This is a genomic window from Streptomyces sp. NPDC107471, from assembly GCF_055582845.1.
In genome coordinates, this window is record NZ_JBVJPC010000005.1 from 539,706 (window position 1) to 566,328 (window position 26,623).

The window sequence follows — 26,623 nt, forward strand, 5'->3', positions numbered from 1 at the left end:
GCACGTCATGGGCCTGATACCGTCCCGGCCAACGGCCGAATTCTCTCCCAGGATGCTTCACGGTCCGTCAGATCCGTTTCGTAGCTGAGAGGTTGGAGCATGCCGGACGACGCCGTAGCCCGTGCCGCCGCGGAGGCCCGTGCCGCGGAAGACCGTGTCGTGGCCGAGGAGACGTCGGCCTTCTCGCACCCGGAGGTCGACCCCGACGCCACGGCGGCGTACGGCGACGACCCCGACCAGGTGATCGACTTCTACGCCCCGCGCGTGGCGGTGTCCCCCGGGGGCGGGCTCGCGCCCCTGGTCGTCGTCCTGCACGGCGGGGCATGGCGGGCGCCCTACGACCGGCGGCATGTGACACCGTTCGCGGACTTCCTGGCCCGGCGGGGGTTCGCGGTGGCCAATGTGGAGTACCGGCGGGGTGCGGGTGCCGGGGGTGTCGGTGCGGGGGGTGTTGACGCGGCCGGTGCCGGGTCGGTGGCCGGGCGTTGGCCCGAGACCTTCGACGACGTGGCCGCCGCGATGGACGCGCTGCCCGGGCTGGTGCGGGAGCACCTTCCGCAGGCCGACCCGCGCCGCATGGTGGTCACCGGTCACTCCGCCGGCGGCCACCTCGCGCTGTGGGCCGCGGCCCGGCACCTCCTGCCGGCCGACGCCGCGTGGCGCATCGACCGGCCGGCGCCCCTGCGCGGGGTCGTCGCCCTCGCCCCGATCGCCGACTTCACGGTCGCCGACAAACTGGACGTGTGCGGCGGCGCGTGTCGTCAACTCCTGGGTGGGGAGGAGGGGTTCACCGCGCGCGTGCCCTACGCCGACCCCGCCCTGCTGCTGCCCACGGGCATCGCGACCACCCTCGTGCAGGGCCGCAGCGACACGGTCGTACCGCAGGCGGTCGCCGAGGCCTACGCGGACGCGGCGGCCAAGGCGGGCGAGGTGGTGGGCCTGACCCTGCTGGAGGACGTCGGCCACTTCCCGCTGATCGACCCGGCGGCGGACGCGTGCGCGGTGGTGGCGGAAGAAATCGCGCAGTTGGCGTGGTGAGGCGGCCCCGGGAGCGTCTTGCGGCGCCTCCCGGTGATACCCGTAATACCTGAGAGCTACGACCGTGAAGAGCTCCCTGGCGTGACGCGGACGAGAGCCCCGGCTCCGTAACTTCCTTCCCTGACAGGCCCGATGGCCGGCCGGACGGGGAGGGACGGGGACTGTGGGGAGCAGCGGGAGGGACGGGCACGAGCGCCGCGGCGACGCGTGGCGGCGGAGGGGTGAGGGCCGGGACGAGTGGGTCGGCGACGGGACCGATCCGGCTGAGCTGCGGGCCGAGCGGGGCATCCGAGGCGACCTCGACGCCCAAGGCGGCCGGACCGACCAGCGCGGCCTCGACGACCAAGGCGGCCGGACCGACCAGCGCGGCCTCGACGACCAGGGCAGCCGGACCGTTCAGCGCGACGTCGATGCCCAACGCGGCCGGACTGCTCAGCGGGACCTCGACGACCAGGGCAGCCGGACCGTTCAGCGCGGCCTCGACGTCCAAGGCTGCGGGACCGTCCAGCGCGGCTTCGACGACCAGGGCAGCCGGACCGTTCAGCGCGACGTCGATGCCCGAGGCGGCCGGACTGCTCAGCGGGACCTCGACGACCAGGGCAGCCGGACCGTTCAGCGCGGCCTCGACGTCCAAGGCGGCTGGACTGCTCAGCGGGACCTCGACGACCAGGGCAGCCGGACCGTTCAGCGCGGCCTCGACGTCCAAGGCTGCGGGACCGTCCAGCGCGACCTCGATGCCCAAGACGAGCAGCACCTCCGCAACAAGCCCACCCCCCGTCGCGCCCCCGCGTGGCGTCGCGCTCTTCTCGCCGCCCTGGTCACCGCGGCGGTGGTGGCCCCCCTCTCCGCGGCCGCCCGCCCCGAGATCCCGTCGCCGCCTCCCGCCACGCTTCCGCAGGCCACCCCGGCCACCCTCGACGAGATCTACGCCGTCAACAGCGCCAACGCCGCCGAGGCCGCCCGCGCGGCCGAGGCCCACGGTGACACCCACCGCGCCGCGGCGGACCGGAAGTTGGCCGGCCCCGCCCGGCATCTCCTCACCTTCGACGGCAGGGGCCCCGGAAGAGCGACGGAGGTCCTCGGCGACCTCGCCCACGCCGACCACGTGGCCGTCCTGGTCCCCGGCTCCGACACCTCCCTGGACACCTACGACCGTTTCCGGGCGACGGCCGCTGCCCTGCAACGGCAGCTCACCGCCACCGCCCCGCGCGGCACCCGGACCGCGGTGGTCGCCTGGCTCGGCTACCGCACCCCCGACACCGTCAGCACCACGGTCCTCACCACAGGCAGGGCCGAGGAAGCGGCGCCCGACCTGCGCACCTTCATACGCCGACTCAGAGGCGTCGTCGGCAGCGCCGGCACCGTCTCCCTGGTCTGCCACTCCTACGGCTCGGTGGTCTGCGCCCGGGCCGCCGCCCACCTGGACGTCGACGACCTGGCCCTCGTCGGCAGCCCCGGCACCGGCGCCGACACCGCCGCGGCCCTGCACACCCCCGCCCGGGTGTGGGCGGCCAGGGGCGCGGACGACTGGGTCGCCGAGGTCCCGCACGTCAGGACCGACCTTTTCGGCGTCACCGTCGGATTCGGCACCGACCCGCTCTCCGCGGCCTTCGGCGCCCACGTCTTCGCCGCCGGTGAGGGCGGCCACAGCGACTACTTCAGCCCGGGTTCGGTCTCCCTGACCAACCTCGCCCGGATCGTCCTCGGAGACACCACGGAGGTGACCCGTGCCTGAGAACCACGCCCCCCGGGCCGGCATCGGCATACGCCAGGGCCCGGACCGCGTACTCCGGGCCGCCGACCGGATCGACGCCGCGACACCTCCCGGACGGGACCGTGCCGTCGACGCCCTGCGCGCCTTCGCGATCCTCGGGGTCGTCCTCGGCCACTGGCTGGTGACCGCCCTGGTCGCCGACGGGGGTGTCCTGCACACCGCGAGCCCGCTCCAGCACATGCCGTGGCTGGCCCCGATCTCCTGGGCCTTCCAGACCCTGGCCGTGTTCTTCCTGGTCGGCGGCCATGTGGCGACCCGCGGCTACACCTCGGCCCGCGCCCGCGGGACGACGTACCGGCAATGGCTGACGAGCCGTCTCGCGCGGCTGTTCAAGCCGGTGGCCGCCGTCCTCGCCCTGTGGACGGTGACCGCGACGGCCCTGCTGCTGACGGGCGCCCCGTACGAGACGGTCCGCACCCTGGTCAGACTCGCCCTGTCCCCGATGTGGTTCCTCCTGGTGTTCGGCGCCCTCACGGCCGCGACCCCGCTGCTGCTGCGGCTGCACCCGCTGTGGCCGCTGGCCGTCGTCCTGCACGTGGACCTCGTGCGCTTCGGACTGGGCGGCCCGGACTGGCTCGGCTGGGTGAACCTGGCGGCCGGCTGGCTGGTCCCGTACACCCTGGGCGCGGCCTGGACCCGGGGCGAGCTGGAGCGGCGGCGCGCGGGGTGGCTCCTGCTCGCGGGCGGTGCGACGGCGACCGCGGTGCTCGTCACGTGGGCGGGGTATCCGGCGTCGATGGTCGGGGTGCCGGGCGCCCCGGTGTCCAACCTGAACCCGCCGACGCTGGCCGCCGTCGCCTTCGGCCTGGCCCAGTGCGGGCTGGCCCTGCTGCTGCGCGACCGGTTGCGCGGCGCGATGCGGCGCCCTGTGATGTGGGCGGCGGTGGCCCTCGTCAACCTCTCCGCCATGACGATCTTCCTGTGGCACCAGACGGCACTGATGGCCACCACCGCCACCGGCCTCGCGCTCGGCAGGCTCCCCGGTCTGCACACCGTGCCCGACGGATGGGGCTGGGTGGCGGCCCGGACGGCCTGGCTCCCGGTGTTCGTCCTCGTCCTCGCCGTCTGCCGGTCGGCCTTCCGGTCCTTCGAGCAGGGGCCGCGCCGGGTCGGGGGCCGTCCGTCCCGGGTGGTCCGGGTGCACCGCCGGACCGATCGCGCGGCAACGCAGGAGGCGCGTCGTGCCTAGGGTGGTCGGCGTGAGGGAGACGGGGGTCGGGCAGGTGGTCAAGGACCGGGTGCGGCGCTGGCTGGGAGTGCTGCGCGCCGACCTGTGCACGCTGCGGGTCGACCCACTGCCCCCGTCCGTCTGGTTGCGCTGGCTGCCGCACGGCCTGGCGTGCCTGGTCGCCTTCGGGGTCACGGTCGGCGCCGTGGCGCAGCTCCAGGACAACGGCGGAGTGGGCGCCAGCCTCGCCTTCGCGATCGGTCTCGCCCAGGGGGCCGCCGTGGTGTGCGCGCTGTGGCGGCCCGTCCCGGCGTGGTGGCTCTCGACCGCGGCCATGGTGGTCGGCGCCGTCGAGGTGCGCAGACAACTGCTGGCCGGCGGCGCGCACGACTTCACCTGGCCCTGGTCCGCCGGTGGAATCGTCGGACACATGGTCGTCCTGCTGCTGCTCGCCCTGCGGGTGCCCGCGCGCGTGGCCGCCGAGGCGCTGGCGGTGACGCTGCTTCTCACGTACCTCGTCGAGGGCGTGCTGGGCGCGGCCGACTTCCAGCCCACCGGGGTCCTGGCGGCCACCCTGTTCACCGTGGTGGTGGTGCTCGGCACCGCCCTGCGGGGGCGGCGGGAGGCCAGCAGGGCGCTCGTCGCGCAGACCACGCTGACCGCCGAGGAGCGGGCCCGGCGCACCCTGCTGGAGGAGCGCAGCCGGATCGCGCGCGAGCTGCACGACGTCGTCGCCCACCACATGTCCGTCATCTCGATCCAGGCGCAGGTCGCCCCGCACCTCGTCGAGAACCCCTCCGCGGAACTCCGGGAGAACCTCGACGGCATCCGGCAGAACGCGCTGGAGGCGCTGACCGAGCTGCGCCGGGTCCTGGGCGTGCTGCGGGCCGAACACCCCGACAGCGCGCAGGAGTTCGCCGACCCCGTCACCGGCACCGCCCCGCACGCCCCGCAGCCCACCCTCGACCGGCTCGACGCGCTGGTGGAGAACACCCGGGCGGCCGGACTGAGCGTCGAGGTCGACGTGCGGGGCGTCCGGCGGCCCCTGCCGTCCGGTGTGGAGCTGTCGGCGTACCGCATCGTGCAGGAGGCGCTGAGCAACGTCCTGCGCCACGCGCCCGGCGCGACCGCCTCCGTCGCGCTCGTCCACTACCGGCACGGGGTGGACGTGCGCATCGCCAACTCCCGTCCCACCCGCAGCGTGGCCACCTCACCGGGCGCGGGACACGGACTGCTCGGCATGCGGGAGCGGGCCGCCATGCTGGGCGGGACACTGCGCGCCGGCCCCCGCCCCGACGGCGGCTACGAGGTGGCCGCGTATCTTCCGACGGCGCCCCCGGGCGACCCCGACCAGGTCAGCGAATCCAAGGACGGCACCGCATGACGAGCAGCCCCATCCGCGTACTCATCGCCGACGACCAGCAGATGGTCCGGCAGGGCTTCAGCGTGCTGCTGGCCGCCCAGCCCGGCATAGAGGTGGTCGGGCAGGCGGTCGACGGCCTGGACGCCGTCGCCAAGGTCGCCGAACTCGTCCCGGACGTCGTCCTGATGGACATCCGCATGCCCGAGCTGGGCGGCATCGAGGCCACCCGCCGCATCACCGGCGAGCGCCCGGAGATCAGGGTCCTGGTGCTGACCACCTTCGACCTCGACGAGTACGTCTACGAGGCGCTGCGGGCCGGCGCCTCCGGGTTCCTGCTGAAGGACGCCTCCGCGGAGCAGCTCGCCGAGGCCGTGCGTGTGGTGGCGGCCGGGGACGCGCTGCTCGCGCCCGGCATCACCCGGCGGCTGATCGCCGAGTTCTCCCGTCTCGACAAGCGGCCCCGCGCCCCGCTCAAGAGCCGGGTCGGCGAGCTGACCGAGCGCGAGACGGAGGTCCTCGCGCTGATCGCGCAGGGCCTGTCCAACGCCGAGATCGCCGAACGCCTCGTCGTGGCCGAGCAGACCGTGAAGACGCACGTGGGCCGCATCCTGGTGAAGCTGGGCCTCCGGGACCGCACGCAGGCCGCGGTGTTCGCGTACGAGTCGGGGCTGGTGCGACCTGCGGGCTACTGATCGGCCGCCCCCCGGTACCCGTAGTACCTGAGAGGGACGCCGGAGGACCCGTCTCGCTGGTGACGACGGGGACCGCGGTCCCCGCCTACCGTTCTGAACGTGACCGATACGACCGAGACGCACATGACACCGCCGCGCGGCGGCAGCGGCGGGTACGACACGTACAAGTCCCGCAGCCCGGAGTTCAGAGCAGCCGTGGAGGCCCTGCGCGGCCTGCGGCACGACCTGATCAGTGACGCCCTCCCCTACCGTCCGCTGCCTCCGACCCCCGTCTCCAGGGGCCTTCCCCGTCTGCTGCACGGCCGCCTGCGGGAGTACGCGGTCTGGACGCCGCACGCGCTGATCACCGCTGCCGGCCTGCTCGCGATGGTCATCGGGGCGGACAACAGCGGCCGCGGTGCGACCACCAACCTCTTCGTCGGCCTGTGCGCCCTGGTTCCGGTCCTGCTGACCATGGTGCGGCCGGTCATGGCCTTCTGGGTGTCGCTGGCCGCGACCGCGGTCGCCTATCCGGTGGCCTTCGTCAACTCCTGGCAGCAGGGCTGGCCGTGGCTGCCGGGCGGCTTCGCCTGCCACCTGGTGGTGCTCACCGTGGTGGCGATACGCACCAGGCCGCGTACGGCGGCCTGGATGTGGCTGCTGACCGGGGTCTACGGGGTGGTGTGGCAGGGTGCCCTCGGCGCCGGTCACTACTACCGCTCCAACACCGTGGAGGTGCTCTTCGTCTCCGCGCTGTGCCTGCTCGCCGTGACCGTCTGGCACATACGCCGGGACGCCCAGCAGACGGTGACCGCCCAGCAGACGGTGACCGCCCACGAGCGCTCCCGCCGCACCCTCCTGGAGGAGCGCACCACCATCGCCCGCGAGCTGCACGACGTGGTCGCCCACCACATGTCGGTCGTCGCCATCCAGGCGGAGGCGGCCCCCTACCGGGTGGAGAACCCGCCGCCCGAGCTGGAGAAGGCGTTCGCCACCATCCGGGAGAACGCGGTGGCGGCCCTCACCGAGCTGCGCCGGGTCCTCGGCGTGGTCCGCGCCGAGGACTACGAGGCCCCGGACGCCCCGCAGCCCACCCTCGCCGACCTCGACGCCCTCCTCGACAACGTGCGGGAGGCGGGCCTGAGCGTCGACAAGGCGGTCACCGGAGCGGTCCGCGAACTCCCGCAGGGCGTGGAGCTGTCGGCCTACCGGATCGTCCAGGAGGCACTGAGCAACACCCTGCGGCACGCCCCCGGGGCGAGCGCACGGGTCGAGATCGGATACGTCCTGGGCGGCCTGGGCCTGCGCATGGTCAACGGCCCGCGCCCCGAGCTGTCGCTGCTGAAGCCCTCGCCCGGAGCGGGCCACGGCATCACCGGCATGCGGGAGCGGGTCTCCATGCTGGGCGGCGAGATGACGGCCGGCGCCACGGACGACGGCGGGTACGAGGTCACGGTGTTCCTGCCGGTGCCGCTCAGGGACGAGGGGGAGGCATGACGATCCGGGTCCTGGTCGCGGACGACCAGATGATGGTCCGCGAGGGATTCTCGGTGCTGCTGAACGCGATGCCGGACATCGAGGTGGTCGGCGAGGCCGTCAACGGCCGCGAGGCGGTGGACCGGGTCCGTGAACTCGCCCCCGACGTGGTCCTGATGGACATCCGGATGCCGGAGCTGAACGGCATCGAGGCGACCAGGGAGATCGTCGCCGCCGACAGTACGGCGAAGGTCCTGGTCCTGACCACCTTCGACCTCGACGAGTACGTGTACCAGGCCCTGCGCGCGGGCGCCTCAGGCTTCCTCCTCAAGGACGCCTCGGCCCGTCAACTCGCCGAGGGGGTGCGGGTGGTGGCGTCCGGTGAGGCACTCCTGGCGCCCTCGGTCACCAGGCGTCTGATCACGGAGTTCTCCAAGCTGTCCCAGTCCCCGAGGCTCATGGCCTCGGCCCACACGGCCTACGGCGACCTCACCGACCGCGAGACGGAGGTGCTGATCCTCATCGCCCAGGGCCTGTCCAACTCGGAGATGGCCGAGCGCCTGGTGGTGGCCGAGTCCACGATCAAGACCCACGTCAGCCGCATCCTGGTGAAGCTGGGCCTCAGGGACCGCACCCAGGCAGCGGTGTTCGCGTACGAGGCACGGCTGGTGACACCGAGGTAGGGGCCGGGCAGGGGAGCGCGGTGCCGTGACGGGCCGTTTCCCGGCAGGTGTCAGTCCTCCAGGCGGACCGGCATCAGGATCGAGAAGCCGCTCTCGTCGTCGGGGCGGCGGATCGCGATCGGGGCGGTGGGAGCCGTGAGCTCCAGGACCAGCCGGTCCCGGCCGCCGGCGGCCAGCGCGTTCAGCAGGAACCCGCGGTTGACCGCGACACGGTCCGGGCCGCCGGCGTCGCCGTTACCGTCACCGTCGGAGGCACCCTCGCCCTCACCCTCGCCGTCGCCGCAGAGGGTCACCGTGCCCTCGTCCGTCACCCGGAGCACGCTGAGGTCGTGCGTTCCGCTCTCGTCGCGGCGGACAGGGCCCGTCTCAAGGGCCTCGCGGAAGTCCGCGACCTCGACGAGGGCGCTGCGGTCGCCGGTCCGGGGGAGGAGACGACGGTAGTCGGGGAAGTCGTGGTCGAGGCACCGGCCGGCCGCCTGCCGGTCCCCGGCCTCCAGGGTCACGCGGTCCCCGTCGAGCGCGAGCCGCACGACTCCCTCGTCGTGCAGGAGCGCCCGCATCGCGTCGGCGAGCGGGCTGGGCACGATGACCTGGACACGGCTCTCGACAGCTCCGTCGACGCCGGCCCGTGCGACGGCCATGCGGTACCGGTCGGTGGCCACGACGTGGAGGTTCCCGCCCTCGATGTCGAACAGGACCCCGCGGAGCATCGGCAGCTCCGGGTCGGTGCCCGCCGCGAAGCGGACGGTGTCCAGTGCGGCCGCCAGCGCGGGCGCGGCGACGGTCAACCGGAGGGTGGCGGTACGGAGCGGTGTCATGAGGTTCTCCCGTCGGTCGAGCAGTGTTCGGAGTGCGGAGAACTCGGCGCGGGCGTCGGACAGACCCCGTTCGAGACGGCGCAGGTGTGCCGAGAGCAGGTGCCGGACCAGCTCGGTGTCCGCGCCGGACCAGGTGGCCAGCACCAGCCGGATGTCCGCCAGTGCCATCCCGGACCGGCGCAGCCGGGCCAGCAGCCGGGCCTCGTCGAGCTGCCCCGGTGCGTACCAGCGGTATCCGCTCACCGGATCCACCCAGGCCGGTACGAGCACCCCGGCGCGGTCGTAGAACCGCAGGGCGCTCACGCCCAGTCCGCTGTCGCGAGCCATCCCGCCGATGCTGCGCATGTCGTTCTCCACGCCCCGAACTCTGGGCCCTGCACAAGGTCGAGGGTCAACCCGCGCCCCGGACCCGAGAGAACCCCCCTGGTCAGAAGCCCGCCTTCCGGGCTAGCGTCCCCGCATGGCAGCCTTCGATCCCTGGGACCCGGCGTTTCTCGCCGACCCGTACCCCGCCTACGCCGAGCTCCGCGCCAAGGGCCGTGTGCAGTACTACGAGCCCACGGACCAGTGGCTCGTCCCGCACCACGCGGACGTCTCCGCGCTGCTCAGGGACCGCAGGCTCGGGCGGACCTACCAGCACCGGTTCACGCACGAGGAGTTCGGCCGGACGGCACCTCCGGCGGAGCACGAGCCGTTCCACACGCTCAACGACCACGGGATGCTCGACCTGGAGCCGCCGGACCACACCCGGATCCGGCGGCTGGTGTCCAAGGCGTTCACCCCGCGCACGGTCGAGCGGCTCAAGCCGTACGTGACCGGCCTGGCCGGTGAACTGGTGGACCGCCTGGTCGCGGCGGGCGGCGGGGACCTGCTGACCGATGTCGCCGAGCCGCTCCCCGTGGCGGTGATCGCCGAGATGCTGGGCATCCCGGAGGCGGACCGGGCGCCGCTGCGGCCCTGGTCGGCGGACATCTGCGGGATGTACGAGCTGAACCCTGCGCAGGACGTGGCGGACAGGGCGGTGCGGGCCTCCGTCGAGTTCTCGGAGTATCTGCGGGAGCTGATCGCCGAGCGTCGCAAGGAGCCCGGCGACGACCTGATCTCGGGGCTGATCGCCGCGCACGACGAGGGCGACCGGCTCACCGAGCAGGAGATGATCTCCACCTGCGTCCTGCTGCTCAACGCGGGTCACGAGGCCACCGTGAACGCCACGGTCAACGGCTGGTGGGCGCTGTTCCGCAACCCCGGCGAGCTGAGCGCGCTCCGCGCCGACCACTCCCTCGTCCCGGGGGCCGTCGAGGAGCTCATGCGCTACGACACCCCGCTCCAGCTCTTCGAGCGCTGGGTGCTGGACGAGATCGAGATCGACGGGACGACCGTCCCGAGGGGCGCCGAGATCGCGCTGCTCTTCGGTTCCGCCAACCACGACCCCGAGGTGTTCCGGGAGCCCGAGCGCCTCGACCTGGCCCGCGCCGACAACCCGCACATCTCCTTCAGCGCCGGCATCCACTACTGCATCGGCGCGCCCCTGGCCCGGATCGAACTGGCCGCCTCCATGACCGCCCTGCTGGAGCGGGCCCCGACGCTGACCCTGGCGGCGGAGCCGGAACGCAAGCCGAACTTCGTGATCCGGGGTCTGGAGGGACTGCCCGTCCGCGTCGGCTAGGGCCGCCGACGGTCCCGCAGCCGCACCAGCAGGGTGAGCACGAGCAGCGGCAGGAAGGCTCCGCCCAGCGCCACGAGCGGCAGCTCCGTGAGCAGGACCGTGACGTCCATGCCCTCGTTCTCGAAGCCGCCGCCCAGGTGGCGCCGGGTGCGGGGCATGGACAGCCACAGCAGTGGGGCCGCCGTCGCGCCCAGTGCCGACAGCGCGCAGCCCCCGCAGGTCACCGCGTCCGTGCCCGGTCTCCGCATGCCGTGAGGGACGCGCCGCGCCCCTCGGGCGGTTCACGTGGTCAGGTCACGGCGCCGAAGGCCCGCGAGGCCCGTGGCGACGAGGGCCGCCGCCAGCGCGGTCAGGGCCAGCACCGGCCCCCACCGCATCCCGCCGCCCGGCAGCTTCGGCAGGTGGCCGAAGGGGGAGAGGTCCAGCACCGTCTGCGGGACGTCCAGCGCCGGGCCGACCCAGCCGATCAGCAGCACCGCCCCGGCGACACCCCAGGCCAGCGGAGCCAGGCGCGGGGCGAGGCCGTACAGCAGGACCGTGAGCCCTCCGATCACCCACACCGCCGGGATCTGGACCAGGCTCGCGCCCAGGACGGGGCCGACCCGCTCGCCGTAGCCGGCGGCGAGACCGAGGCCGGCGAGCAGCATGACGAGGGCCGAGCCACCGAAGGCGATCACCAGGTGGCCCGCGGCCCATCGCAGCCGGCCCACCGCGTTCGCCAGCACCGGTTCCGCCCGCATCGAGGTCTCCTCGCCGTGCAGCCGCAGCACCGACGCGACGACGTACAGCGCGGCCACCAGGCCCAGCATCCCGGTCATCGAGGCGAGGAACGCGTCCGTGATCCCGGACTGTCCGCCCATCCGCTCGAAGATCTCGCGGGCCTTGGCGTTGTCGCCGACCAGGTCGGCGACGCCGTCGGTCAGACCGCCGTAGACCACCCCGGCGAGGAGGAAGCCGATCGACCAGCCGAGCAGTGCGCCCCGCTGGAGCCGCCAGGCCAGCGCGCCCGCGGTGCCGAGGCGGCCGGACGCGGGGCCAGGGCGCGTCGGCACGAAGCTCATGCCCACGTCCCTGCGGCCCGCGAGGACGTAGGCCAGCGCGCCCTGGACCGCCACGGCCGCCGCGAACAGCAGCAGCACCCACCAGCGTTCGCCGGCGAAGGGGCGGAGCTGCGACAGCCAGCCGAGCGGCGACAGCCAGGTCAGCACCGAGGTCCCTCCCCCGGAGCCGGACGCCTGGGAGGCGTCCCCGGGCGTGGCCGCGTCGCCCGCCGCCCGCAGCACGAACGCGACGCCCAGCACCCCCGCCGTCACGCCCCGCGCCAGCCGCGCGCTCTCCGTCACCTGCGCGACGATCGCGGCCGTCGTGGCGAACAGCATGCCCACCGCGGCGAGGCCCAGCCCGAGCGCCAGCGCGCCCGCGACTCCCCGGTTCGCGAGGCCGGCCGTCACCAGCAGGGCCAGCACCCCGTTCGCCACGGCCGCCGCGAGCAGCGCGGCCGTCAGCGAGGCCCGCCGGCCCACCACGCCCGACGAGAGCATCTCCTGCCGGCCGCTCTCCTCCTCGTCGCGGGTGTGGCGTACGACGACCAGGAGGCCGGTCGCGGCGGCGAGCGCCCCGGCGTAGACGCCGACGCGCCAGGCGGTGAGGGCGCCGAGGGAGTCGTCGAAGACGGGGCCGATCAGCGCGCGCAGGGAGGAGTTGGCGGCCACCTGGTGCAGCAGGTCGGCGCGCTCGGCCTCGGTGCCGTACAGGCCCTTGAGGGTGTTCGGCATGGAGAGGACCATGAGGGCGTTCACCGCCACCCACACCGGGATCATCAGCCGGTCGCGGCGCAGGTTGAAGCGCAGGAGCACGCCGGTGCCCGTCAGGGAGGTCATGACGCCGTGGCCTCGTCCTGGTAGTGCCGCAGGAACAGTTCCTCCAGCGTCGGCGGTGTCGAGGTCAGCGAGCGCACCCCGGACTCGCTCAACTGCCGCAGCACGCCGTCCAGTCGGTCGGTGTCCACCTGGAGCCGGACCCGGTGGCCCTGGACGTCGAGGTCGTGGACGCCGGGCAGGTGGGCAAGTCCGTCGGGGGCGCCCGCCAGTTCAGCCGTGACGCTGGTGCGGGTGAGGTGGCGCAGCTCGGCCAGTGAACCCGACTCCACGGTGCGGCCGCGCCGGATGATGCTGACCCGGTCGCAGAGTTCCTCGACCTCGCTGAGGATGTGCGAGGACAGCAGGACCGTACGGCCGCGCTCGCGCTCCTCCTCCACGCAGCGCTGGAAGACCTCCTCCATCAGCGGGTCGAGGCCCGAGGTCGGCTCGTCCAGGATCAGCAGGTCCACGTCCGAGGCGAACGCGGCGACCAGGGCGACCTTCTGGCGGTTGCCCTTCGAGTAGGTGCGGCCCTTCTTGGTGGGGTCCAGCTCGAAGCGCTCGACGAGCTCGGCACGCCTGGCGGGATCGAGTCCGCCGCGCAGCCGGCCGTAGAGGTCGATGACCTCGCCGCCGGAGAGGTTGCGCCACAGGGTCACGTCGCCGGGGACGTAGGCGGTGCGGCGGTGCACCTCGACGGCGTCCGCCCACGGGTCGCGGCCCAGGACCTGCGCGGCCCCGGAGTCGGCGCGCAGCAGGCCGAGCAGGACGCGGATGGCGGTCGACTTGCCGGCGCCGTTGGGGCCGAGGAAGCCGTGCACCTCGCCGGTCTCGACGTCCAGGTCGAGGCCGTCGAGCGCGTGGGTCCTGCCGAACGACTTGTGCAGTCCGGAGACGGTGATGGCCTTGGTCATGTTTCAGAACGTACACTTACTTCAGAAATTTGTGAAGTTACGGAAGCCTATGAAGTCCGGCTAGGGTGGAGGCATGACGGAGCCGAAGGCGGTGGAACGGGACCCGGAAGCGGTCTCACGGTTCGTGGAGCGGTTCGCGGCCCACCTGGTCGAGGCCGGATTGCAGAGGATGCCGGCCCGGGTCTTCGCGGCCCTGCTCGCCTCCGACAGCGGCGCCCTGACCTCCGCCGAACTCAGCGAGCAGTTGCAGATCAGCCCGGCGGCCGTCTCCGGGGCCGTGCGCTATCTCGCGCAGGTGCACATGCTGTCGCGCGAGCGCGAGCCCGGATCGCGGCGGGAGCGCTACCGGGTCCACTCCGACCAGTGGTACCACGCGCTCACCAACCGCGAGGCGATCATCAAGCGGTGGGAGGACGCCCTGCGCGAGGGCGTCGCCAGCCTGGGCGCCGGCACACCGGCAGGACACCGCCTGGCCGAGACCCTGGCCTTCTTCGAGTTCATCGAGAAGGACGTGGCGCAGATGATGGACCGCTGGAGAACCCACCGCGCCAAGCTGTTCGGCGCCTGACGCTCCGTCTCACCGGTGCCCGGGACGGCTCTCCAGGAGACCAGTGGGCCCCGAGCGAAGTCTTAAGCGGAGGTTAGATCCGGCCGCCCTGTCTGGTTGAGTCCGTGGAGTTCGGTCACGCTGCTGTGACCTGCGGTGATGTGGCATCGCCGCAGCCGTGCACCCCTCTGACGGACAGGAGACACCTGTGTCCACGAGCCCTCGGAACGGCCCCTGGAAAGCGATCATCGGCGGCTCGATCGGCAACATGATCGAGTGGTACGACTGGTTCGTCTACTCGACGTTCTCCGTCTACTTCGCCTCGGCGTTCTTCCCCGAGGGTGATGCGACCTCCCAACTCCTGCACACCGCGGGCATCTTCGCGGTCGGCTTCTTCATGCGGCCCGTCGGCGGCTGGCTGCTCGGCCGGCTCGGTGACCGCAAGGGCCGCAAGGCCGCCCTCAACGTCACCGTGCTGCTGATGTCGGCCAGCGCCCTCCTCATCGCCCTCGCCCCCACCCACGCCCAGGCCGGGTACGGGGGCGCGGCCGTGCTGCTGCTCGCGCGGATGCTCCAGGGCATGTCGGTGGGCGGTGAGTACGCGGCCAGCGCGACCTATCTCGCCGAGGCCGCGCCGCCCGGCCGGCGCGGCTTCTTCTGCAGTTTCCAGATGGTGTCCATGAAAGTCGGCCAGCTCATCGGGCTCAGCCTCCAGATCCTGCTCCAGCAGACGATGTCCGAGCAGACGCTGTCCTCCTGGGGCTGGCGCGTCCCGTTCGTCATCGGCGCGCTCGGTGCCGCGGTCGTGTTCTACCTGCGCCGCAGCCTGGTGGAGACCGAGGCGTACGAGGAGGCCGTCGAGGAGGTCGGTGCGGCGAAGGAGCGCGGCACCCTGCGCGGGCTGTGGGAGTACCGGCGCACGGTCGCCCTCGTCATCGGCTTCAGCATGGGCGGCACCCTGGCCGACTACACGTACTCGACGTACATGACCAAGTACCTGTCCAACACCGCGGGGCTCAGCAGGACCGACGCCTCTCTCGTGAGCTTCGCCGCGATCCTCGTCTTCATCTGCGTACAGCCGCTGGCGGGCGCGCTGTCGGACCGCGTCGGCCGGCGTCCGCTGCTGATCTCCTTCGGCGTCGGCGCGATGCTGTTCACGGTGCCGCTGATGACGGCGATGGGGCATGTGTCGACGTTCGGCAGCGCCCTGCTGCTGATGATCGCCGGACTGCTGATCATCACCGGCTACACCTCGATGAGTGCCCTGGTGAAGACCGAGCTGTTCCCGGCCCGCATCCGCGCCCTCGGCGTGGCCCTGCCCTACGCCCTAGCCAACGCCCTGTTCGGCGGCACCGCGGAGTACGTCGCCCTGTGGTTCAAGGACGCCGGGCTCGAATCCGGCTTCTACTGGTACGTCAGCGGATGCGCCGCCGTCTCGCTCATCGTGTACCTGACCATGCGGGAGACCCGGGACGTCTCCCTCGCAGGTGCCGAGGCGGTCACGAAGCCGGCTCTCAGGGTCGGGGCCTAACCTGCCCCGCATGCGCGTGCTGCTGATCGAGGACGACGTCCGGCTGGCCGACGCCCTCGCCACGGCCCTCTTCGAGCGCGGACACCTGGTCGAGCGGGTGTCCCGCGCCGACGAGGGGCTGCGCCGCAAGGACCGCGCCGACTTCGTCCTCCTCGACCTCGGGCTGCCCGACATGGACGGTCTCGACATGCTGCGGCGGCTGCGCCGGGTCTCGTCCGTCCCCGTGATCGTCCTCACCGCGCGCTGCGACGAACGGGCGGTCCTCGCGGGGCTGCACGGTGGCGCCGACGACTACCTCACCAAGCCGTTCCGGATCAGGGAACTGCTGGCCCGGATGGAGGCCGTGCACCGGCGCAAGCCCTGGAGCCCGCGGGCCGGCGGCGACGCGGGACCGCGTGAGGTGGACGTCGGGGACGTGCACATCGACCTGTCGGCCCGGGGTGTGACGGTGGCGGGGGTCGCCGTGGTGCTGACGGCCCGCGAGTTCGACGTACTGGCGCTGCTCGCCCGCAGTCCCGGGGTGGTCAGGAGCCGCGAGGAGATCCTGGACGCCGTCTGGGGGGACGCCTTCCTCGCCGCGTCCCGGTCGCTAGACGTGCATGTGCGGGGGATCAGGGCGAAGACGGGCCGCCCGGAACTGATCCGCACCCACCGGGGCGTGGGCTACCGGCTGGGGATCTGATGAGCGTTCCTCGCGGGCCGGTTCTCTGATGCGGCGTCGGCTCCTCGTCACCTATCTCGCCCTGATCGGCGGTGTGCTGCTCGCGCTCGCCGTCCCCCTGGGGCTGGCCTACGCCCAGGAGCGCACCGCCGAGCTGCTGCTGGCCCGGCGGGCGGACGCCACCCGGCTCGCGGATCTCGCCGAGCAGGCGATCCAGGAGAGCGACACCGCCGTACTGCGCGCCGAGGCCACGCGGTACGCCTCCCTGTACGGGGCGCCCGTCCGGATCGTCCGTGGCAGCGGCACCGTGCTGGCCGAGGCGGGCGGTGCGGTGCGCGGCGGTGCGGGTCCGCTGCGGCGGGCGCTGGCGGGCCGGACCACCGCACGGCTCCCGCTGGTCACGGTGTTCGGGCCGGACCGTGTGGTGATCGCCGAGCCGGTGGGCAGCGACGCGCAGGTCACCGGCGTCGTGCTGCTCGCCGCTCCGACCACCGACGCCCGCGGGGACGTGACCGTCGTATGGCTGGCGCTGGCCGGGGCGGCCGCCGCCGCGTTCGTCCTCGCCGTCGAGGCCGCGCGACGCCTGGCCCGGTGGACCCTGCGACCGGTGGCCGAACTGGACGCGGTCACCGAGGCCATCGCCCGCGGCCGGATGAGCGCCCGGATCTCCGGCACCCGGGGCGGACCGTCCGAACTGCGGCGGCTGGAGGAGCGGTTCAACTCCATGGCCGACGCCGTGGCCGCCGCTCTCGACAGACAGCGCGCCTTCGTCTCCGACGCCTCCCACGAGCTGCGCACCCCGCTCGCCGTGCTGTCGCTCCGCCTGGAGAACCTGCGCCCGCACCTCAGGGCCTCCGGGGCGGAGCGGTACGGGCAGGCGATGGAGGAGATGGACCGGGTCGGCGTGCTCCTGGAGGACCTCCTCACCCTGGGCCGGATCGAGGCCCGGGGCGCGGTCCCGGCCCGCCCCGTCGATCTCGTGGCGGAACTCGCCCCCCGGCTGCGGGCGTGGGCCGAGGTGACGGCCGCGGCCGGACCGCGTCTGCGGACGACGCTGCCGGACGCCCTGGTGGTGTGGTGCCCACCGGACACGGTGGGCCGCGTCGCCGACATCGCCGTCGACAACGCGGTCAAGTTCGTACCGGCCGACGGGCACATCGACGTCAGCCTGCGCACCGGCGAGGGCGGAGCCGTGGTGCTGCGGGTCGCCGACGACGGCCCGGGCCTCGACCCCGCGGAACTCACCGCCGCCCGCGCCCGCTTCTGGCGCTCCCCGCGCCACGGCGGGGTGGAGGGCAGCGGCCTCGGACTCGCCATCGCCGACGAACTCGCGCACGCGGCGGGCGGCACGCTGGACCTGCGGTCGGCCGAACCGAGGGGACTGATCGTGGAGTTCCGGCTGGGGGCAGAGCGATAACGAACCGAGGGACACCGGCCATGGCCCACCGCGCGGCGGGGCGGGGAGCAGGAGAGCGGTGGACGCCGGCCGTGGCCCGACCCACTACCACCCGGGACGCCCCCGGTCCCGCCCCTGCTGACCGAGAGCCGGCCACCGCGCCCGGCGGCCCGGCGGTGGGACGGGGAGCGGGAGAGCGGGACGCCGGCCCGGGTGACGGGCCGTGGCCCGACCCACTACCACCCGGGACGCCCCCGGGCCCGCCCCTGCTGACCGAGAGCCGGTCACCGCGCACGGCGGCCCCACGGCGGGGCGGGGAGCGGTAGCGGCGCCGACAACACCGCCAGCCGGGGCGCGGCCGCACCGCTCGGCCGGCGGCCGGCCAGGCGGTCGTAGAGCCGTCGGTCGGCGGGCGAGAGGCGGCCGGGGATTCGCAGAGGCTGTCGGCCCCCCCACCGCCTGTCGGCCCCCCACCGACTGTCGCCCCCCGCACCCGTCAGCCGTACACGCTCCGGTAGTACCGCACCGCCCCCGGATGCAGCGGTACCGGGTCCGTGCCGATGGCGTAGCGCTCGTCCAGGTACGCGCCCGGCACCTCGGGGCCCGGCAGGGTCTGACGGGCCCCGAAGATCGCCCGGGTCACCTCGTACGCCGGCCCGGCCGGCAGACCGGAGCGGGCCATCAGGTACGTCGGCACCCCGACCGTGGGTGTCTCGGCGACCTGCCCGTAGGTGCCGGCCGGGATGGTGACATCGACGTAGGCCGGGCCGTGCCGCTCGCGCAGCGCCCCGGCGAGGCCGCCCAGCGGGATCATCCGCACGGCCAGGTCCTCGGCCAGCTCGGTGAGCGCGTCGGCCGGCACGCCGCTGGACGCGAAGAACGCGTCGATCTCGCGGCGCCGCAACGCCGTCACCGAGTCGTCGAGGCCCAGATGGCGGGGCCGTACCGGCCGGGTCAGCCCCGAGGCGGCCAGGACCCGCTCGGCCACGGTGACGGTGCCGGAACCTGTGACGCCCAGGGAGACCCGCCGCCCGGCCAGATCGGCGACGGCCCGTATCCCGGCATCGGGGTGGGCCACCAGATGCGTGTAGTTCAGGTACATGCGGGCCAGCGCCATGACCGGCTCCGGGGAGCCGAACTCGCCGGCCCCCTCGAACGCGTCCGCCGCGCTGTCACCCAGCGCCAGCGCGAGATCGGCGCCACCGGAGCCGAGCAGCCGCAGGTTGTCCACGCTCGCCGAGGTGTTCACGACGCGCACCATGAGGGACGGCACCCGCCGGTCGATCTCCCCGGCCAGCCGCCTGCCGAAGATCCCGTACGGCGCTCCCGCCACGCCGGTGGCCAGGACGAGCCGCCGCGCCCGTGCCCGCCCGGGCCCCGCGACGGGCACCGAGGCGGCGAGACCGGCCAGCACGGCGAGCACCGCGCGGCGCGGGAGGCGGCGGTCCGGGCGGGAGGCGACGGTCACCGGGCGAGAATACGGCGGCCACCTGTGCCCCCGTACGAAACGGACCCGCGACCCCTGGGCACCGCTCACATCCCCGGCAGCACCAACCGCAGTGCCCGCTCCCGGACCGTCCACGTGCGCCTTCGTACCGGTCCCACCACCCCCGTGTCGGCCCGGTACCGGAAGTCCGTGCCCGTGACGGTGACCGTGCGGCCGGTGGCCAGCAGGGGGGACGCCTCCGCGCCCACCGACAGGGGGCGGACCTCCACTGAGGCGAGACCCGCGCCCAGGCCGGCCCCCGGCGTCACCCACACCGCCTCCAAGGGCTGGTCCAGGTCCACCAGGGTCACCCCGTCGACCTGCACCCGCAGCCGTGAGGGCCCGGGGACGGCGGGCGCGGTCTCCCGGGCGGGCCGGGCCGGCACCAGGGTGCGGACGAGGGACTGGCAGGTCCGCAGCCAGGGCCGCGCGGCCTCCGCGGGCTCCTCCCGCGCGGCAGGGGCGGGGATCCGCAGCGCGCCGAGGACCACCCCGTCGCTGTCGTCCACCAGCATGTCCAGCCGCCGCTCGGCGCCCTCCAGGACCGCCCGGGCGGCCGCCACCGCCCCCGTGGGCACGCCCAGCGCGTGGGCGACGCCGAGGACCGGTCCGACCGGCACCACCGACAGCGGGCATCCGGCCAGCTCCCGCTGCCGGTGCAGCAGCACCACGGTCCGCATCAGCGCGCGGTCGTCCCCGACCACCACCGGCCGCCGCGAGCCGCGCCGGGCCAGCGCCCGGGCGAACTCCTCGGGGCTGTCCGGCAGACACACCTTCGTCGCCGCACCCGCGCTGAGCACGTCTTTCACGATCCGTACGGACTCGCCGTCCGTCTGCCGGGCGACCGGGTCGATGACCACCAGTAGCTGATCGGACGTCGCGGAAGTCGCCACCTCGGCCATGCCTCGCTTCCTCGGGTAGCATCTTTGTGCAAGAGCCCCTTGCGCTATTGCGCCAGGGGCTTCGTCTATTCCGGGGCATCCGGGTCCGACGGGCAGCGGCCGACGACGGCCGTGGTGCACGCGACGGAGGAACCGTACGCGTACGCCCCCGACCTTGGACATGCCCCGCCCGGAAGGGGTGTACGCGCGTGCCCGCACTTGTGCTGCTCGGTGCTCAGTGGGGTGACGAAGGCAAGGGAAAGGCGACCGACCTGCTCGGTGGCTCGGTGGACTATGTGGTGCGCTACCAGGGCGGCAACAACGCCGGCCACACGGTAGTCGTGGGCGATCAGAAGTACGCCCTCCACCTCCTCCCTTCCGGAATCCTGTCTCCGGGGTGCACCCCGGTCATCGGCAACGGTGTCGTCGTCGATCCGTCGGTCCTGTTCTCCGAGCTGAACGGACTGAACGACCGCGGCGTCGACACCTCCAAGCTCCTGATCAGCGGTAACGCCCACGTCATCACGCCGTACAACGTCACCGTGGACAAGGTGACGGAACGCTTCCTCGGAAAGCGCAAGATCGGCACGACGGGGCGCGGCATCGGACCGACCTACGCGGACAAGATCAACCGCGTGGGCATCCGGATCCAGGACCTGTACGACGAGTCGATCCTGACCCAGAAGGTCGAGGCGGCCCTCGACGGCAAGAACCAGCTCCTGACCAAGGTCTTCAACCGCCGGGCCATCGAGGTCGGCCAGGTCGTCGAGGAGCTGCTGGGCTACGCCGACAAGCTGAAGCCGTACGTCGCCGACACGGTCCTGGTCCTCAACCAGGCCCTGGAGCAGGACAAGGTCGTCCTGTTCGAGGGCGGCCAGGGCACGCTCCTGGACATCGACCACGGCACGTACCCGTTCGTCACGTCCAGCAACCCCACCGCGGGCGGGGCGTGCACGGGCGCGGGCGTGGGCCCGACGAAGATCAGCCGGGTCATCGGCATCCTCAAGGCGTACACGACCCGGGTCGGCTCGGGGCCGTTCCCGACCGAGCTGTTCGACGAGGACGGCGAGGCGCTGCGCCGCATCGGCGGTGAGCGGGGTGTCACCACCGGCCGTGACCGTCGCTGCGGCTGGTTCGACGCGGTGATCGCCCGCTACGCGACCCGCGTCAACGGCCTCACCGACTTCTTCCTCACCAAGCTCGACGTGCTCACCGGCTGGGAGCAGATCCCGGTCTGTGTCGCGTACGAGATCGACGGCGAGCGGGTCGAGGAACTGCCTTACTCCCAAACCGACTTCCACCACGCGAAGCCGGTCTACGAGTACCTGCCCGGCTGGAGCGAGGACATCACGAAGGCCAAGACCTTCGCGGACCTCCCGAAGAACGCCCAGGACTACGTGAAGGCGCTGGAGGAGATGTCCGGCGCCCCGATCTCCGCGATCGGCGTGGGCCCGGGCCGGGACGAGACGATCGAGATCAACTCGTTCCTGTAAATCCCTTCCGCACGGCGGTCGTCGGGCCGGTCAAGGACTTCCTTGACCGGCCCATGGCCTTTTCCTGGTTCCCGGGCGCACGGGTGGGAGACCAGCATCTACGCGTGTAGTGCCCTCTCCCGCCCGCCCCTTGCCCCAGGAGCCCCGCCATGCCCGTCCCTCCCCTCAACCGCCGGGAGTTCGTGAAGAAGTCGGCCGTCACCGGGGCGGCCGTCGCCGCCGCGGGGACCGCCGCCGCGACGCCCGCGCAGGCCGCCGCCGGGCACAAGCCCGGCAAGGCCCCGAGGACCTGGTCGTTCTCCGTCCTCGGCACCACCGACCTGCACAGCCACGTCTTCGACTGGGACTACTACCTCGACAAGGCGTACTCCGACAGCAAGGCCAACTCGGTCGGCGTCGCCCGGCTCGCCACCCTGATCAAGCAGCAGCGCGCGGCCAAGGGCGAGGAGCACGTCCTGCTCGTCGACGCCGGCGACATCATCCAGGGCACCTCCCTCGCCTACTACTTCGCGCGCGTGCAGCCCATCACCGACAAGGGCGCCCCGAAGCACCCGATGGCCGTCGCCATGAACCACATGCGCTACGACGCCGCCGCCCTCGGCAACCACGAGTTCAACTACGGCATCGAGGTGCTCCGCAAGTTCGAGAGCCAGTGCCGCTTCCCGCTGCTGGGCGCCAACGCCCTGGACGCGAAGACGCTGAAGCCCGCCTTCCGGCCGTACACCGTGAAGCGGATCCGCGTGCCGGGCGCCCCCGACATCAAGGTCGGCGTCCTCGGCCTCACCAACCCCGGCATCGCCCTGTGGGACAAGGACAACGTCAGCGGGAGGATGGTCTTCCCGGGCCTGGTCGAGCAGGCGAGGAAGTACGTGCCCCGGCTGCGCGCCCTCGGCTGTGACGTCGTCTTCCTGACCGACCACTCGGGCCTGGACGGCAGTTCGTCGTACGGCGACTCGCTCCCGTACGTCGAGAACGCCTCCAACCTCGTCGCCCAGCAGGTCCCCGGCATCGACGCGATCCTCGTCGGCCACACCCACGTCGAGGTGCCGTCGTACACCGTGCGGAACGACGAGAGCGGCGAGGACGTCCTGCTCTCCGAGCCGTACTGCTGGGGCTACCGGCTCAGCGTCTTCGACTTCGAGCTGGAGCTGGTGCGCGGCCAGTGGAAGGTCACCAAGAAGACCGCGCAGACCCTCAACCCGAACACCGTGGACGAGGACCCGGAGATCAAAAAGCTCCTGGAGGCCGACCACGAGCTGGTGGTGCGGTACGTCAACACGGCCGTCGGCACCTGCACCGAGGACCTGTCCGCGGCGGACTCCTGCTGGAAGGACGTCCCGATCATGGACTTCATCCACCAGGTCCAGATGGACACGGTGAAGGCGGGGCTCTCCACCGCCGACGCGGCCCTCCCGCTGATCTCGGTCGCCGCGCCCTTCTCCCGCACCGCCGACATCCCCGCGGGCAGCGTCACCATCAAGGACATCGCCGGGCTCTACATCTACGACAACACCCTCTACGGCAAGAAGCTCACCGGCGCCCAGCTCAGGGACTACCTGGAGTACGCGGCGAAGTACTACCACCAGGCCCCGGCGGGCACGGCCGTGGACACCGCGACGCTGACCAACGCCAACAGCTTCTGGGACTACATGTACGACACCGCCGCGGGTGTCTCCTACGACATCGACATCGCGGCGGCCGAGGGCTCCCGCATCAAGAACCTGACGTACAACGGGACCCCGGTCGCCGACGACCAGGTCTTCGTCGTCGCCGTCAACAACTACCGGGCCAACGGCGGCTCCGGCTACCCGCACATCGCGTCCGCCGACATCGCCTACAGCTCCACCAACGAGATCCGCCAGCTCATGATCGACTACGTGACCTCCAAGGGCGCGCTCGACCCGAAGGACTTCGCGGCCGCCAACTGGCGGCTGACGCAGGGCGGGACCCCGGTCTTCGCCTGAGACCGCGATAAGCGAAACCTGTCAACAGGCCCTGCTTATTTCTTGAATACCTGCCTCAGGCCGCCCAAAAGGGACGAGGTCCGAGAGCGCGCGCATTGAGTTGTCAACAATTTTGCTGGTAGTTCTCTCGGCAGCGCGCGCGTCCATCTCGGTCCTCGTCCTCAGGGAGTTGCTCGTGAGCAGGGAAAGAACCAGTCAGGCGCGTAGGCGACGGACCTGGCGGGGGGTCGCCGGCGTGGCCGCCGGTGTCGTCCTCGTCGGTGGTGGGTTCGTGGCGGCGAACGCCGCGACCACCACCGACAAGAAGGCGGCGGCCCACTTCGCGGTCGACAAGAAGGCCACCGGCACCGCGGCCGTGGTCAGCGCCGCCAACGCGTTCCTCAACACCCTCGACTCCGACCAGCAGGCGGCGACGGTCCTGGACTTCAGCCAGGCCAACGCGACCGCCTGGTCGAACCTGCCGTGCGCCGGCACCTGCCGTCCCGGCATCGACTTCGGTTCGCTGAGCGACGAGCAGTTGGCCGCCGCCGAGAGCGTGTTGAAGGTCGCCCTGGGGTCCGGCAAGGACACCGGCTACGACCACGTCATGCAGACCGTCCTCGCCGACGACGTGCTCGCCTCGGCGGAGTCCACCTCCTCCGCCGCCCCGGCGCCGAGCCCGACGGCCACCGACACGGCGACGAGCACGGCCGCCCCGACGGACGTTCCGACGGACGTTCCGACGGACGTCCCGACGGGCACCCCGCCCTCCGGCGGCACCGGCGGCGGCCCGGGCGGCTTCTCGTACGGCAGCGGCTACTACTACCTGGCCTTCCTCGGCACCCCGTCGAAGACCGGCACCTGGCAACTGCACTTCGGCGGCCACCACCTCGCCGTCAACATCACCTTCAAGAACGGCAAGGTCGCCGGCGCCAGCCCCTTCTTCAGCGGCATCGAGCCCACGAGCTGGACCGCCGACGACGGCACGACGTACGAGCCGATGGCCGAGTTCCGCGACGGCATGCTCGCCCTCACCGGCAGCCTGACGACCGGGCAGCTCGCCACGGCCCGACTGTCGCAGTCCTTCGGCGACGTGCTCCTCGGCCCGGGCTCCGACGGCGAGTTCCCGGAGACCAAGCAGAGCCTGAAGGTCAGCGAGCTGTCCGCCAAGCAGCAGAAGCTGGTCCTCGCCGCCATCCACCCCTGGGTCGCGGACGTCGACGACGCCACCGCGAAGGCGCTGATGAAGACGTACGCCAAGGAGCTGAAGGACACCTACATCAGCTACTCCGGCGGCACCGGCCTGGACACCAACGGCGACTACGTCCGGATCGACGGTCCGAGCGTGTGGGTCGAGTTCATCTGCCAGACCGGTGTGGTGTACCGCGACAAGATCCACTACCACACGGTGTACCGCGACCACACCCGCGACTACGGCAGCGAGTTCTCCTTCTCATGACCGGACCGCGAAACTGGCTGACCGCAGCGCTGCGCCGGGCGGCCGGGATCGCGATCGCGGCAACGGCGGCGCTCCTCGTCGGGGCGTCGCCGGCCGCCGCGCATCCGATGCCGCACTCGGTGGTCGTGCTCGACGTGTACGAGCACTCCGTCTCCGCCCGCCTGGAGCTGCCCGTCGACGAGTTCACCCGGGCCAGCGGGATCGAGGTGTCCGCGAAGACGCTGGCCGCCCGCACCGGCGCCGTCCGCGCCTACCTGGTGCAGCACATCCACCCGACCGCCACCGACGGCAGCACCTGGCAGGTCACCGTCGGCCGCCTGGCCCTGAGCCGGGCCGTCCAGACCGACACCGGCGAGTACCGCGAACTGGTCGCCCGGGCCGTGCTCACCCCGCCCGCCGGCGCCGACGTACGGCACTTCACCTTCGGCTACGACGCCGTCGTCCACCAGGTCGTCACGCACACCGTGCTGGTGACGGTCCGGCAGGACTGGGCGGCCGGGAAGGTGGACGGCGAGGGCACCACGCAGGTCGGCACGATCCGTGTCGACACCCGGACCATGAAGGTCCCGGCACTGAAGGTGGACCTCGGCGCGGGCAGCGCCTGGCGGGGCTTCGTCGCCATGCTGAGGCTCGGCGGCGACCACATCCTCACCGGCACCGACCATCTGCTGTTCCTGCTCATCCTGTTGCTGCCCGCACCGCTCGCGGCGAGCGGCGGCCGCTGGCGGGGACTGGTGGGTCCCCGGAAGGCCCTGGCCCGCATCGGCCGCATCACCCTCGCCTTCACCGCCGGGCACTCCGCCGCACTGGCCGTCACCGCGCTCGGCCGTCTCGAGATCCCCGCCTGGCCGGTGGAGGCGTTCATCGCGACCAGCATCCTGGTCGGCGCGGTCCACGCGGTCCGGCCGCTCTTCCCGGGCCGGGAGGCGCTCGTGGCCGGGGTGTTCGGACTCGGCCACGGCATGGCGTTCTCCTTCGTGCTCGCCGAGATGCGGCTGACCACCGGCCAGTTGGCGACCAGCCTCCTCGGCTTCAACCTCGGCATCGAACTGGTCCAGCTCCTGCTGGTCTGCCTCGCCCTGCCCTCGCTGCTGGTCCTGGCCCGGCTGCGGGTCCAGCCCGTGCTGCGGCTGACGGGCGCGGCCCTCACCGGCACGGCGGCGGTCGGCTGGCTGGCCGACCGCCTGGGCCTCGCCAACCCGGTCGCCCGGGCCGCCGACAGCGCAGGTGCCCACACCACGCTGCTGCTGGCGGTCCTCGCGACGACCGCGGCGACCGCCACGGCCTGGACCCTGCTCACCCGCCGGCGGGGTACTGCTCATGGATGGCTCGTGGCGTCGTCCAGCCTGCGCGCACGGGACGGGAGCGGCATCGCACCGGGGGAGGCGGTCCGGCTGCTCCCGCCGGAGTAGCCAGGGAGAAATGCCCCGTCGAGGCATATTCTGGGAGCGTGCAATTCTGCGTGTCGATCCGGAGAAGGTGAGTGCGATGCGCGTACTGCTCAAGGTGTCCATGGACACGGAGAAGGCGAACGAGGCCATCAGCAACGGCACCCTGCCGAAGCTGATCGAGGCGTCGCTGGAACAGATCAAGCCCGAGGCGGCCTACTTCACCTCCGAGAACGGTCAGCGCACGGCCTTCCTGTTCTTCGACATGGAGGACAGCTCACTGATGCCGGTGATCAGCGAGCCGTTCTTCATGAACCTGGGCGCCAAGGTCAGCTACACCCCGGTGATGAACCGCGACGACCTGCAGAAGGGGCTGTCCCAGCTCGGACGCTGAACCCCCGCGGTCCC

General features: G+C 72.6%; 23 protein-coding genes. 17 read left to right on the top strand and 6 right to left on the bottom strand.

Going from position 1 to position 26,623, the window contains the following annotated elements:
* Positions 1-99: 99 nt before the first annotated feature.
* The 7 genes from ACZ66S_RS19950 (at position 100) to ACZ66S_RS19980 (ending at position 8,173) form a co-directional block, all read left to right on the top strand.
* Positions 100-1,038 carry an alpha/beta hydrolase gene (locus tag ACZ66S_RS19950; protein ID WP_469902818.1) on the top strand — a complete coding sequence of 313 codons (939 nt, stop codon included), beginning with the start codon at positions 100-102 and terminating at the stop codon, positions 1,036-1,038.
* A gap of 814 nt (positions 1,039-1,852) precedes the next feature.
* A complete protein-coding gene (locus ACZ66S_RS19955; protein WP_469903032.1) occupies positions 1,853-2,773 on the top strand; it encodes an alpha/beta hydrolase in 921 nt (306 codons plus the stop codon).
* A gap of 22 nt (positions 2,774-2,795) precedes the next feature.
* Positions 2,796-4,001: an acyltransferase family protein gene (locus ACZ66S_RS19960; RefSeq protein WP_469903033.1), complete on the top strand. Its 1,206-nt coding sequence runs from the start codon at positions 2,796-2,798 to the stop codon at positions 3,999-4,001.
* Between the two features lie 10 nt (positions 4,002-4,011).
* The gene (locus ACZ66S_RS19965; RefSeq protein ID WP_469902819.1) at positions 4,012-5,364 is read left to right on the top strand and encodes a sensor histidine kinase; all 1,353 of its coding nucleotides are present in this window, start codon (positions 4,012-4,014) and stop codon (positions 5,362-5,364) included.
* Positions 5,361-6,035: a response regulator gene (locus ACZ66S_RS19970; RefSeq protein WP_469902820.1), complete on the top strand. Its 675-nt coding sequence runs from the start codon at positions 5,361-5,363 to the stop codon at positions 6,033-6,035. Before ACZ66S_RS19965 ends, ACZ66S_RS19970 begins: the two co-directional genes overlap by 4 nt.
* A gap of 99 nt (positions 6,036-6,134) precedes the next feature.
* The gene (locus ACZ66S_RS19975) at positions 6,135-7,511 is read left to right on the top strand and encodes a sensor histidine kinase (protein ID WP_469902821.1); all 1,377 of its coding nucleotides are present in this window, start codon (positions 6,135-6,137) and stop codon (positions 7,509-7,511) included.
* Positions 7,508-8,173, top strand: coding sequence for a response regulator transcription factor (locus tag ACZ66S_RS19980; RefSeq protein WP_469902822.1), 666 nt, complete (start codon positions 7,508-7,510; stop codon positions 8,171-8,173). The genes ACZ66S_RS19975 and ACZ66S_RS19980 overlap by 4 nt, the downstream gene beginning before the upstream one ends.
* A 50-nt stretch (positions 8,174-8,223) precedes the next feature.
* Here ACZ66S_RS19980 and ACZ66S_RS19985 read toward each other — a convergent pair whose 3' ends face one another.
* Positions 8,224-9,348, bottom strand: coding sequence for a DNA polymerase III subunit beta family protein (locus tag ACZ66S_RS19985; protein ID WP_469902823.1), 1,125 nt, complete (start codon positions 9,346-9,348; stop codon positions 8,224-8,226).
* 103 nt (positions 9,349-9,451) lie between these two features.
* On the opposite strand from ACZ66S_RS19985, the gene ACZ66S_RS19990 reads away from it, so the two are divergent.
* Entirely contained in the window at positions 9,452-10,657 is a 1,206-nt protein-coding gene (locus ACZ66S_RS19990) for a cytochrome P450 (RefSeq protein ID WP_469902824.1), read from the top strand.
* On the opposite strand, the gene ACZ66S_RS19995 is transcribed toward ACZ66S_RS19990, so the two are convergent.
* The 3 genes from ACZ66S_RS19995 to ACZ66S_RS20005 are packed head-to-tail and all read right to left on the bottom strand — an operon-like array spanning position 10,654 to position 13,430.
* Complete coding sequence (locus tag ACZ66S_RS19995) at positions 10,654-10,905, bottom strand: hypothetical protein (protein ID WP_469902825.1); 252 nt, start codon at positions 10,903-10,905, stop codon at positions 10,654-10,656. The genes ACZ66S_RS19990 and ACZ66S_RS19995 overlap by 4 nt on opposite strands.
* Positions 10,906-10,938: 33 nt before the next feature.
* Positions 10,939-12,537 carry an ABC transporter permease gene (locus ACZ66S_RS20000; RefSeq protein WP_469902826.1) on the bottom strand — a complete coding sequence of 533 codons (1,599 nt, stop codon included), beginning with the start codon at positions 12,535-12,537 and terminating at the stop codon, positions 10,939-10,941.
* On the bottom strand, positions 12,534-13,430 hold the full coding sequence (locus ACZ66S_RS20005) for an ABC transporter ATP-binding protein (protein WP_469902827.1): 897 nt from the start codon (positions 13,428-13,430) through the stop codon (positions 12,534-12,536). The genes ACZ66S_RS20000 and ACZ66S_RS20005 overlap by 4 nt, the downstream gene beginning before the upstream one ends.
* A gap of 73 nt (positions 13,431-13,503) precedes the next feature.
* Between ACZ66S_RS20005 and ACZ66S_RS20010 the strand changes: the two genes are divergently transcribed.
* From ACZ66S_RS20010 to ACZ66S_RS20025, 4 genes are all read left to right on the top strand, one after another.
* Positions 13,504-13,998 carry a GbsR/MarR family transcriptional regulator gene (locus ACZ66S_RS20010; protein ID WP_469902828.1) on the top strand — a complete coding sequence of 165 codons (495 nt, stop codon included), beginning with the start codon at positions 13,504-13,506 and terminating at the stop codon, positions 13,996-13,998.
* Between the two features lie 247 nt (positions 13,999-14,245).
* The gene (locus ACZ66S_RS20015) at positions 14,246-15,508 is read left to right on the top strand and encodes an MFS transporter (protein ID WP_469903034.1); all 1,263 of its coding nucleotides are present in this window, start codon (positions 14,246-14,248) and stop codon (positions 15,506-15,508) included.
* A 10-nt stretch (positions 15,509-15,518) separates the two neighbouring features.
* The gene (locus tag ACZ66S_RS20020; RefSeq protein WP_469902829.1) at positions 15,519-16,190 is read left to right on the top strand and encodes a response regulator transcription factor; all 672 of its coding nucleotides are present in this window, start codon (positions 15,519-15,521) and stop codon (positions 16,188-16,190) included.
* 28 nt (positions 16,191-16,218) lie between these two features.
* Positions 16,219-17,586: a sensor histidine kinase gene (locus ACZ66S_RS20025; RefSeq protein WP_469902830.1), complete on the top strand. Its 1,368-nt coding sequence runs from the start codon at positions 16,219-16,221 to the stop codon at positions 17,584-17,586.
* Positions 17,587-18,061: 475 nt separating this feature from the next.
* Here ACZ66S_RS20025 and ACZ66S_RS20030 read toward each other — a convergent pair whose 3' ends face one another.
* Complete coding sequence (locus ACZ66S_RS20030) at positions 18,062-19,033, bottom strand: TAXI family TRAP transporter solute-binding subunit (protein WP_469902831.1); 972 nt, start codon at positions 19,031-19,033, stop codon at positions 18,062-18,064.
* Between the two features lie 65 nt (positions 19,034-19,098).
* Complete coding sequence (locus tag ACZ66S_RS20035; RefSeq protein WP_469902832.1) at positions 19,099-19,953, bottom strand: diacylglycerol kinase; 855 nt, start codon at positions 19,951-19,953, stop codon at positions 19,099-19,101.
* A 188-nt stretch (positions 19,954-20,141) separates the two neighbouring features.
* Between ACZ66S_RS20035 and ACZ66S_RS20040 the strand changes: the two genes are divergently transcribed.
* From ACZ66S_RS20040 to ACZ66S_RS20060, 5 genes are all read left to right on the top strand, one after another.
* On the top strand, positions 20,142-21,425 hold the full coding sequence (locus tag ACZ66S_RS20040) for an adenylosuccinate synthase (protein WP_469902833.1): 1,284 nt from the start codon (positions 20,142-20,144) through the stop codon (positions 21,423-21,425).
* Between the two features lie 149 nt (positions 21,426-21,574).
* Positions 21,575-23,389: a bifunctional metallophosphatase/5'-nucleotidase gene (locus ACZ66S_RS20045; protein WP_469902834.1), complete on the top strand. Its 1,815-nt coding sequence runs from the start codon at positions 21,575-21,577 to the stop codon at positions 23,387-23,389.
* 175 nt (positions 23,390-23,564) lie between these two features.
* Positions 23,565-24,827 carry a DUF3500 domain-containing protein gene (locus ACZ66S_RS20050; protein ID WP_469902835.1) on the top strand — a complete coding sequence of 421 codons (1,263 nt, stop codon included), beginning with the start codon at positions 23,565-23,567 and terminating at the stop codon, positions 24,825-24,827.
* The gene (locus ACZ66S_RS20055) at positions 24,824-26,239 is read left to right on the top strand and encodes a HupE/UreJ family protein (RefSeq protein WP_469902836.1); all 1,416 of its coding nucleotides are present in this window, start codon (positions 24,824-24,826) and stop codon (positions 26,237-26,239) included. The genes ACZ66S_RS20050 and ACZ66S_RS20055 overlap by 4 nt, the downstream gene beginning before the upstream one ends.
* A 76-nt stretch (positions 26,240-26,315) precedes the next feature.
* Positions 26,316-26,609 carry a hypothetical protein gene (locus ACZ66S_RS20060; protein WP_469902837.1) on the top strand — a complete coding sequence of 98 codons (294 nt, stop codon included), beginning with the start codon at positions 26,316-26,318 and terminating at the stop codon, positions 26,607-26,609.
* The last annotated feature ends 14 nt before the right edge of the window (positions 26,610-26,623 follow it).

Excerpts from the sequence above, each read along its gene's own strand:
- ACZ66S_RS19950 (WP_469902818.1), top strand. The coding sequence starts at position 100 with ATGCCGGACGACGCCGTAGCCCGTGCCGCCGCGGAGGCCCGTGCCGCG.
- ACZ66S_RS19970 (WP_469902820.1), top strand. The coding sequence starts at position 5,361 with ATGACGAGCAGCCCCATCCGCGTACTCATCGCCGACGACCAGCAGATG.
- ACZ66S_RS19980 (WP_469902822.1), top strand. The coding sequence starts at position 7,508 with ATGACGATCCGGGTCCTGGTCGCGGACGACCAGATGATGGTCCGCGAG.
- ACZ66S_RS19990 (WP_469902824.1), top strand. The coding sequence starts at position 9,452 with ATGGCAGCCTTCGATCCCTGGGACCCGGCGTTTCTCGCCGACCCGTAC.
- ACZ66S_RS19995 (WP_469902825.1), bottom strand. The coding sequence starts at position 10,905 with ATGCGGAGACCGGGCACGGACGCGGTGACCTGCGGGGGCTGCGCGCTG.
- ACZ66S_RS20000 (WP_469902826.1), bottom strand. The coding sequence starts at position 12,537 with ATGACCTCCCTGACGGGCACCGGCGTGCTCCTGCGCTTCAACCTGCGC.
- ACZ66S_RS20005 (WP_469902827.1), bottom strand. The coding sequence starts at position 13,430 with ATGACCAAGGCCATCACCGTCTCCGGACTGCACAAGTCGTTCGGCAGG.
- ACZ66S_RS20010 (WP_469902828.1), top strand. The coding sequence starts at position 13,504 with ATGACGGAGCCGAAGGCGGTGGAACGGGACCCGGAAGCGGTCTCACGG.
- ACZ66S_RS20015 (WP_469903034.1), top strand. The coding sequence starts at position 14,246 with ATGATCGAGTGGTACGACTGGTTCGTCTACTCGACGTTCTCCGTCTAC.
- ACZ66S_RS20020 (WP_469902829.1), top strand. The coding sequence starts at position 15,519 with ATGCGCGTGCTGCTGATCGAGGACGACGTCCGGCTGGCCGACGCCCTC.
- ACZ66S_RS20025 (WP_469902830.1), top strand. The coding sequence starts at position 16,219 with ATGCGGCGTCGGCTCCTCGTCACCTATCTCGCCCTGATCGGCGGTGTG.
- ACZ66S_RS20035 (WP_469902832.1), bottom strand. The coding sequence starts at position 19,953 with ATGGCCGAGGTGGCGACTTCCGCGACGTCCGATCAGCTACTGGTGGTC.
- ACZ66S_RS20045 (WP_469902834.1), top strand. The coding sequence starts at position 21,575 with ATGCCCGTCCCTCCCCTCAACCGCCGGGAGTTCGTGAAGAAGTCGGCC.
- ACZ66S_RS20055 (WP_469902836.1), top strand. The coding sequence starts at position 24,824 with ATGACCGGACCGCGAAACTGGCTGACCGCAGCGCTGCGCCGGGCGGCC.
- ACZ66S_RS20060 (WP_469902837.1), top strand. The coding sequence starts at position 26,316 with ATGCGCGTACTGCTCAAGGTGTCCATGGACACGGAGAAGGCGAACGAG.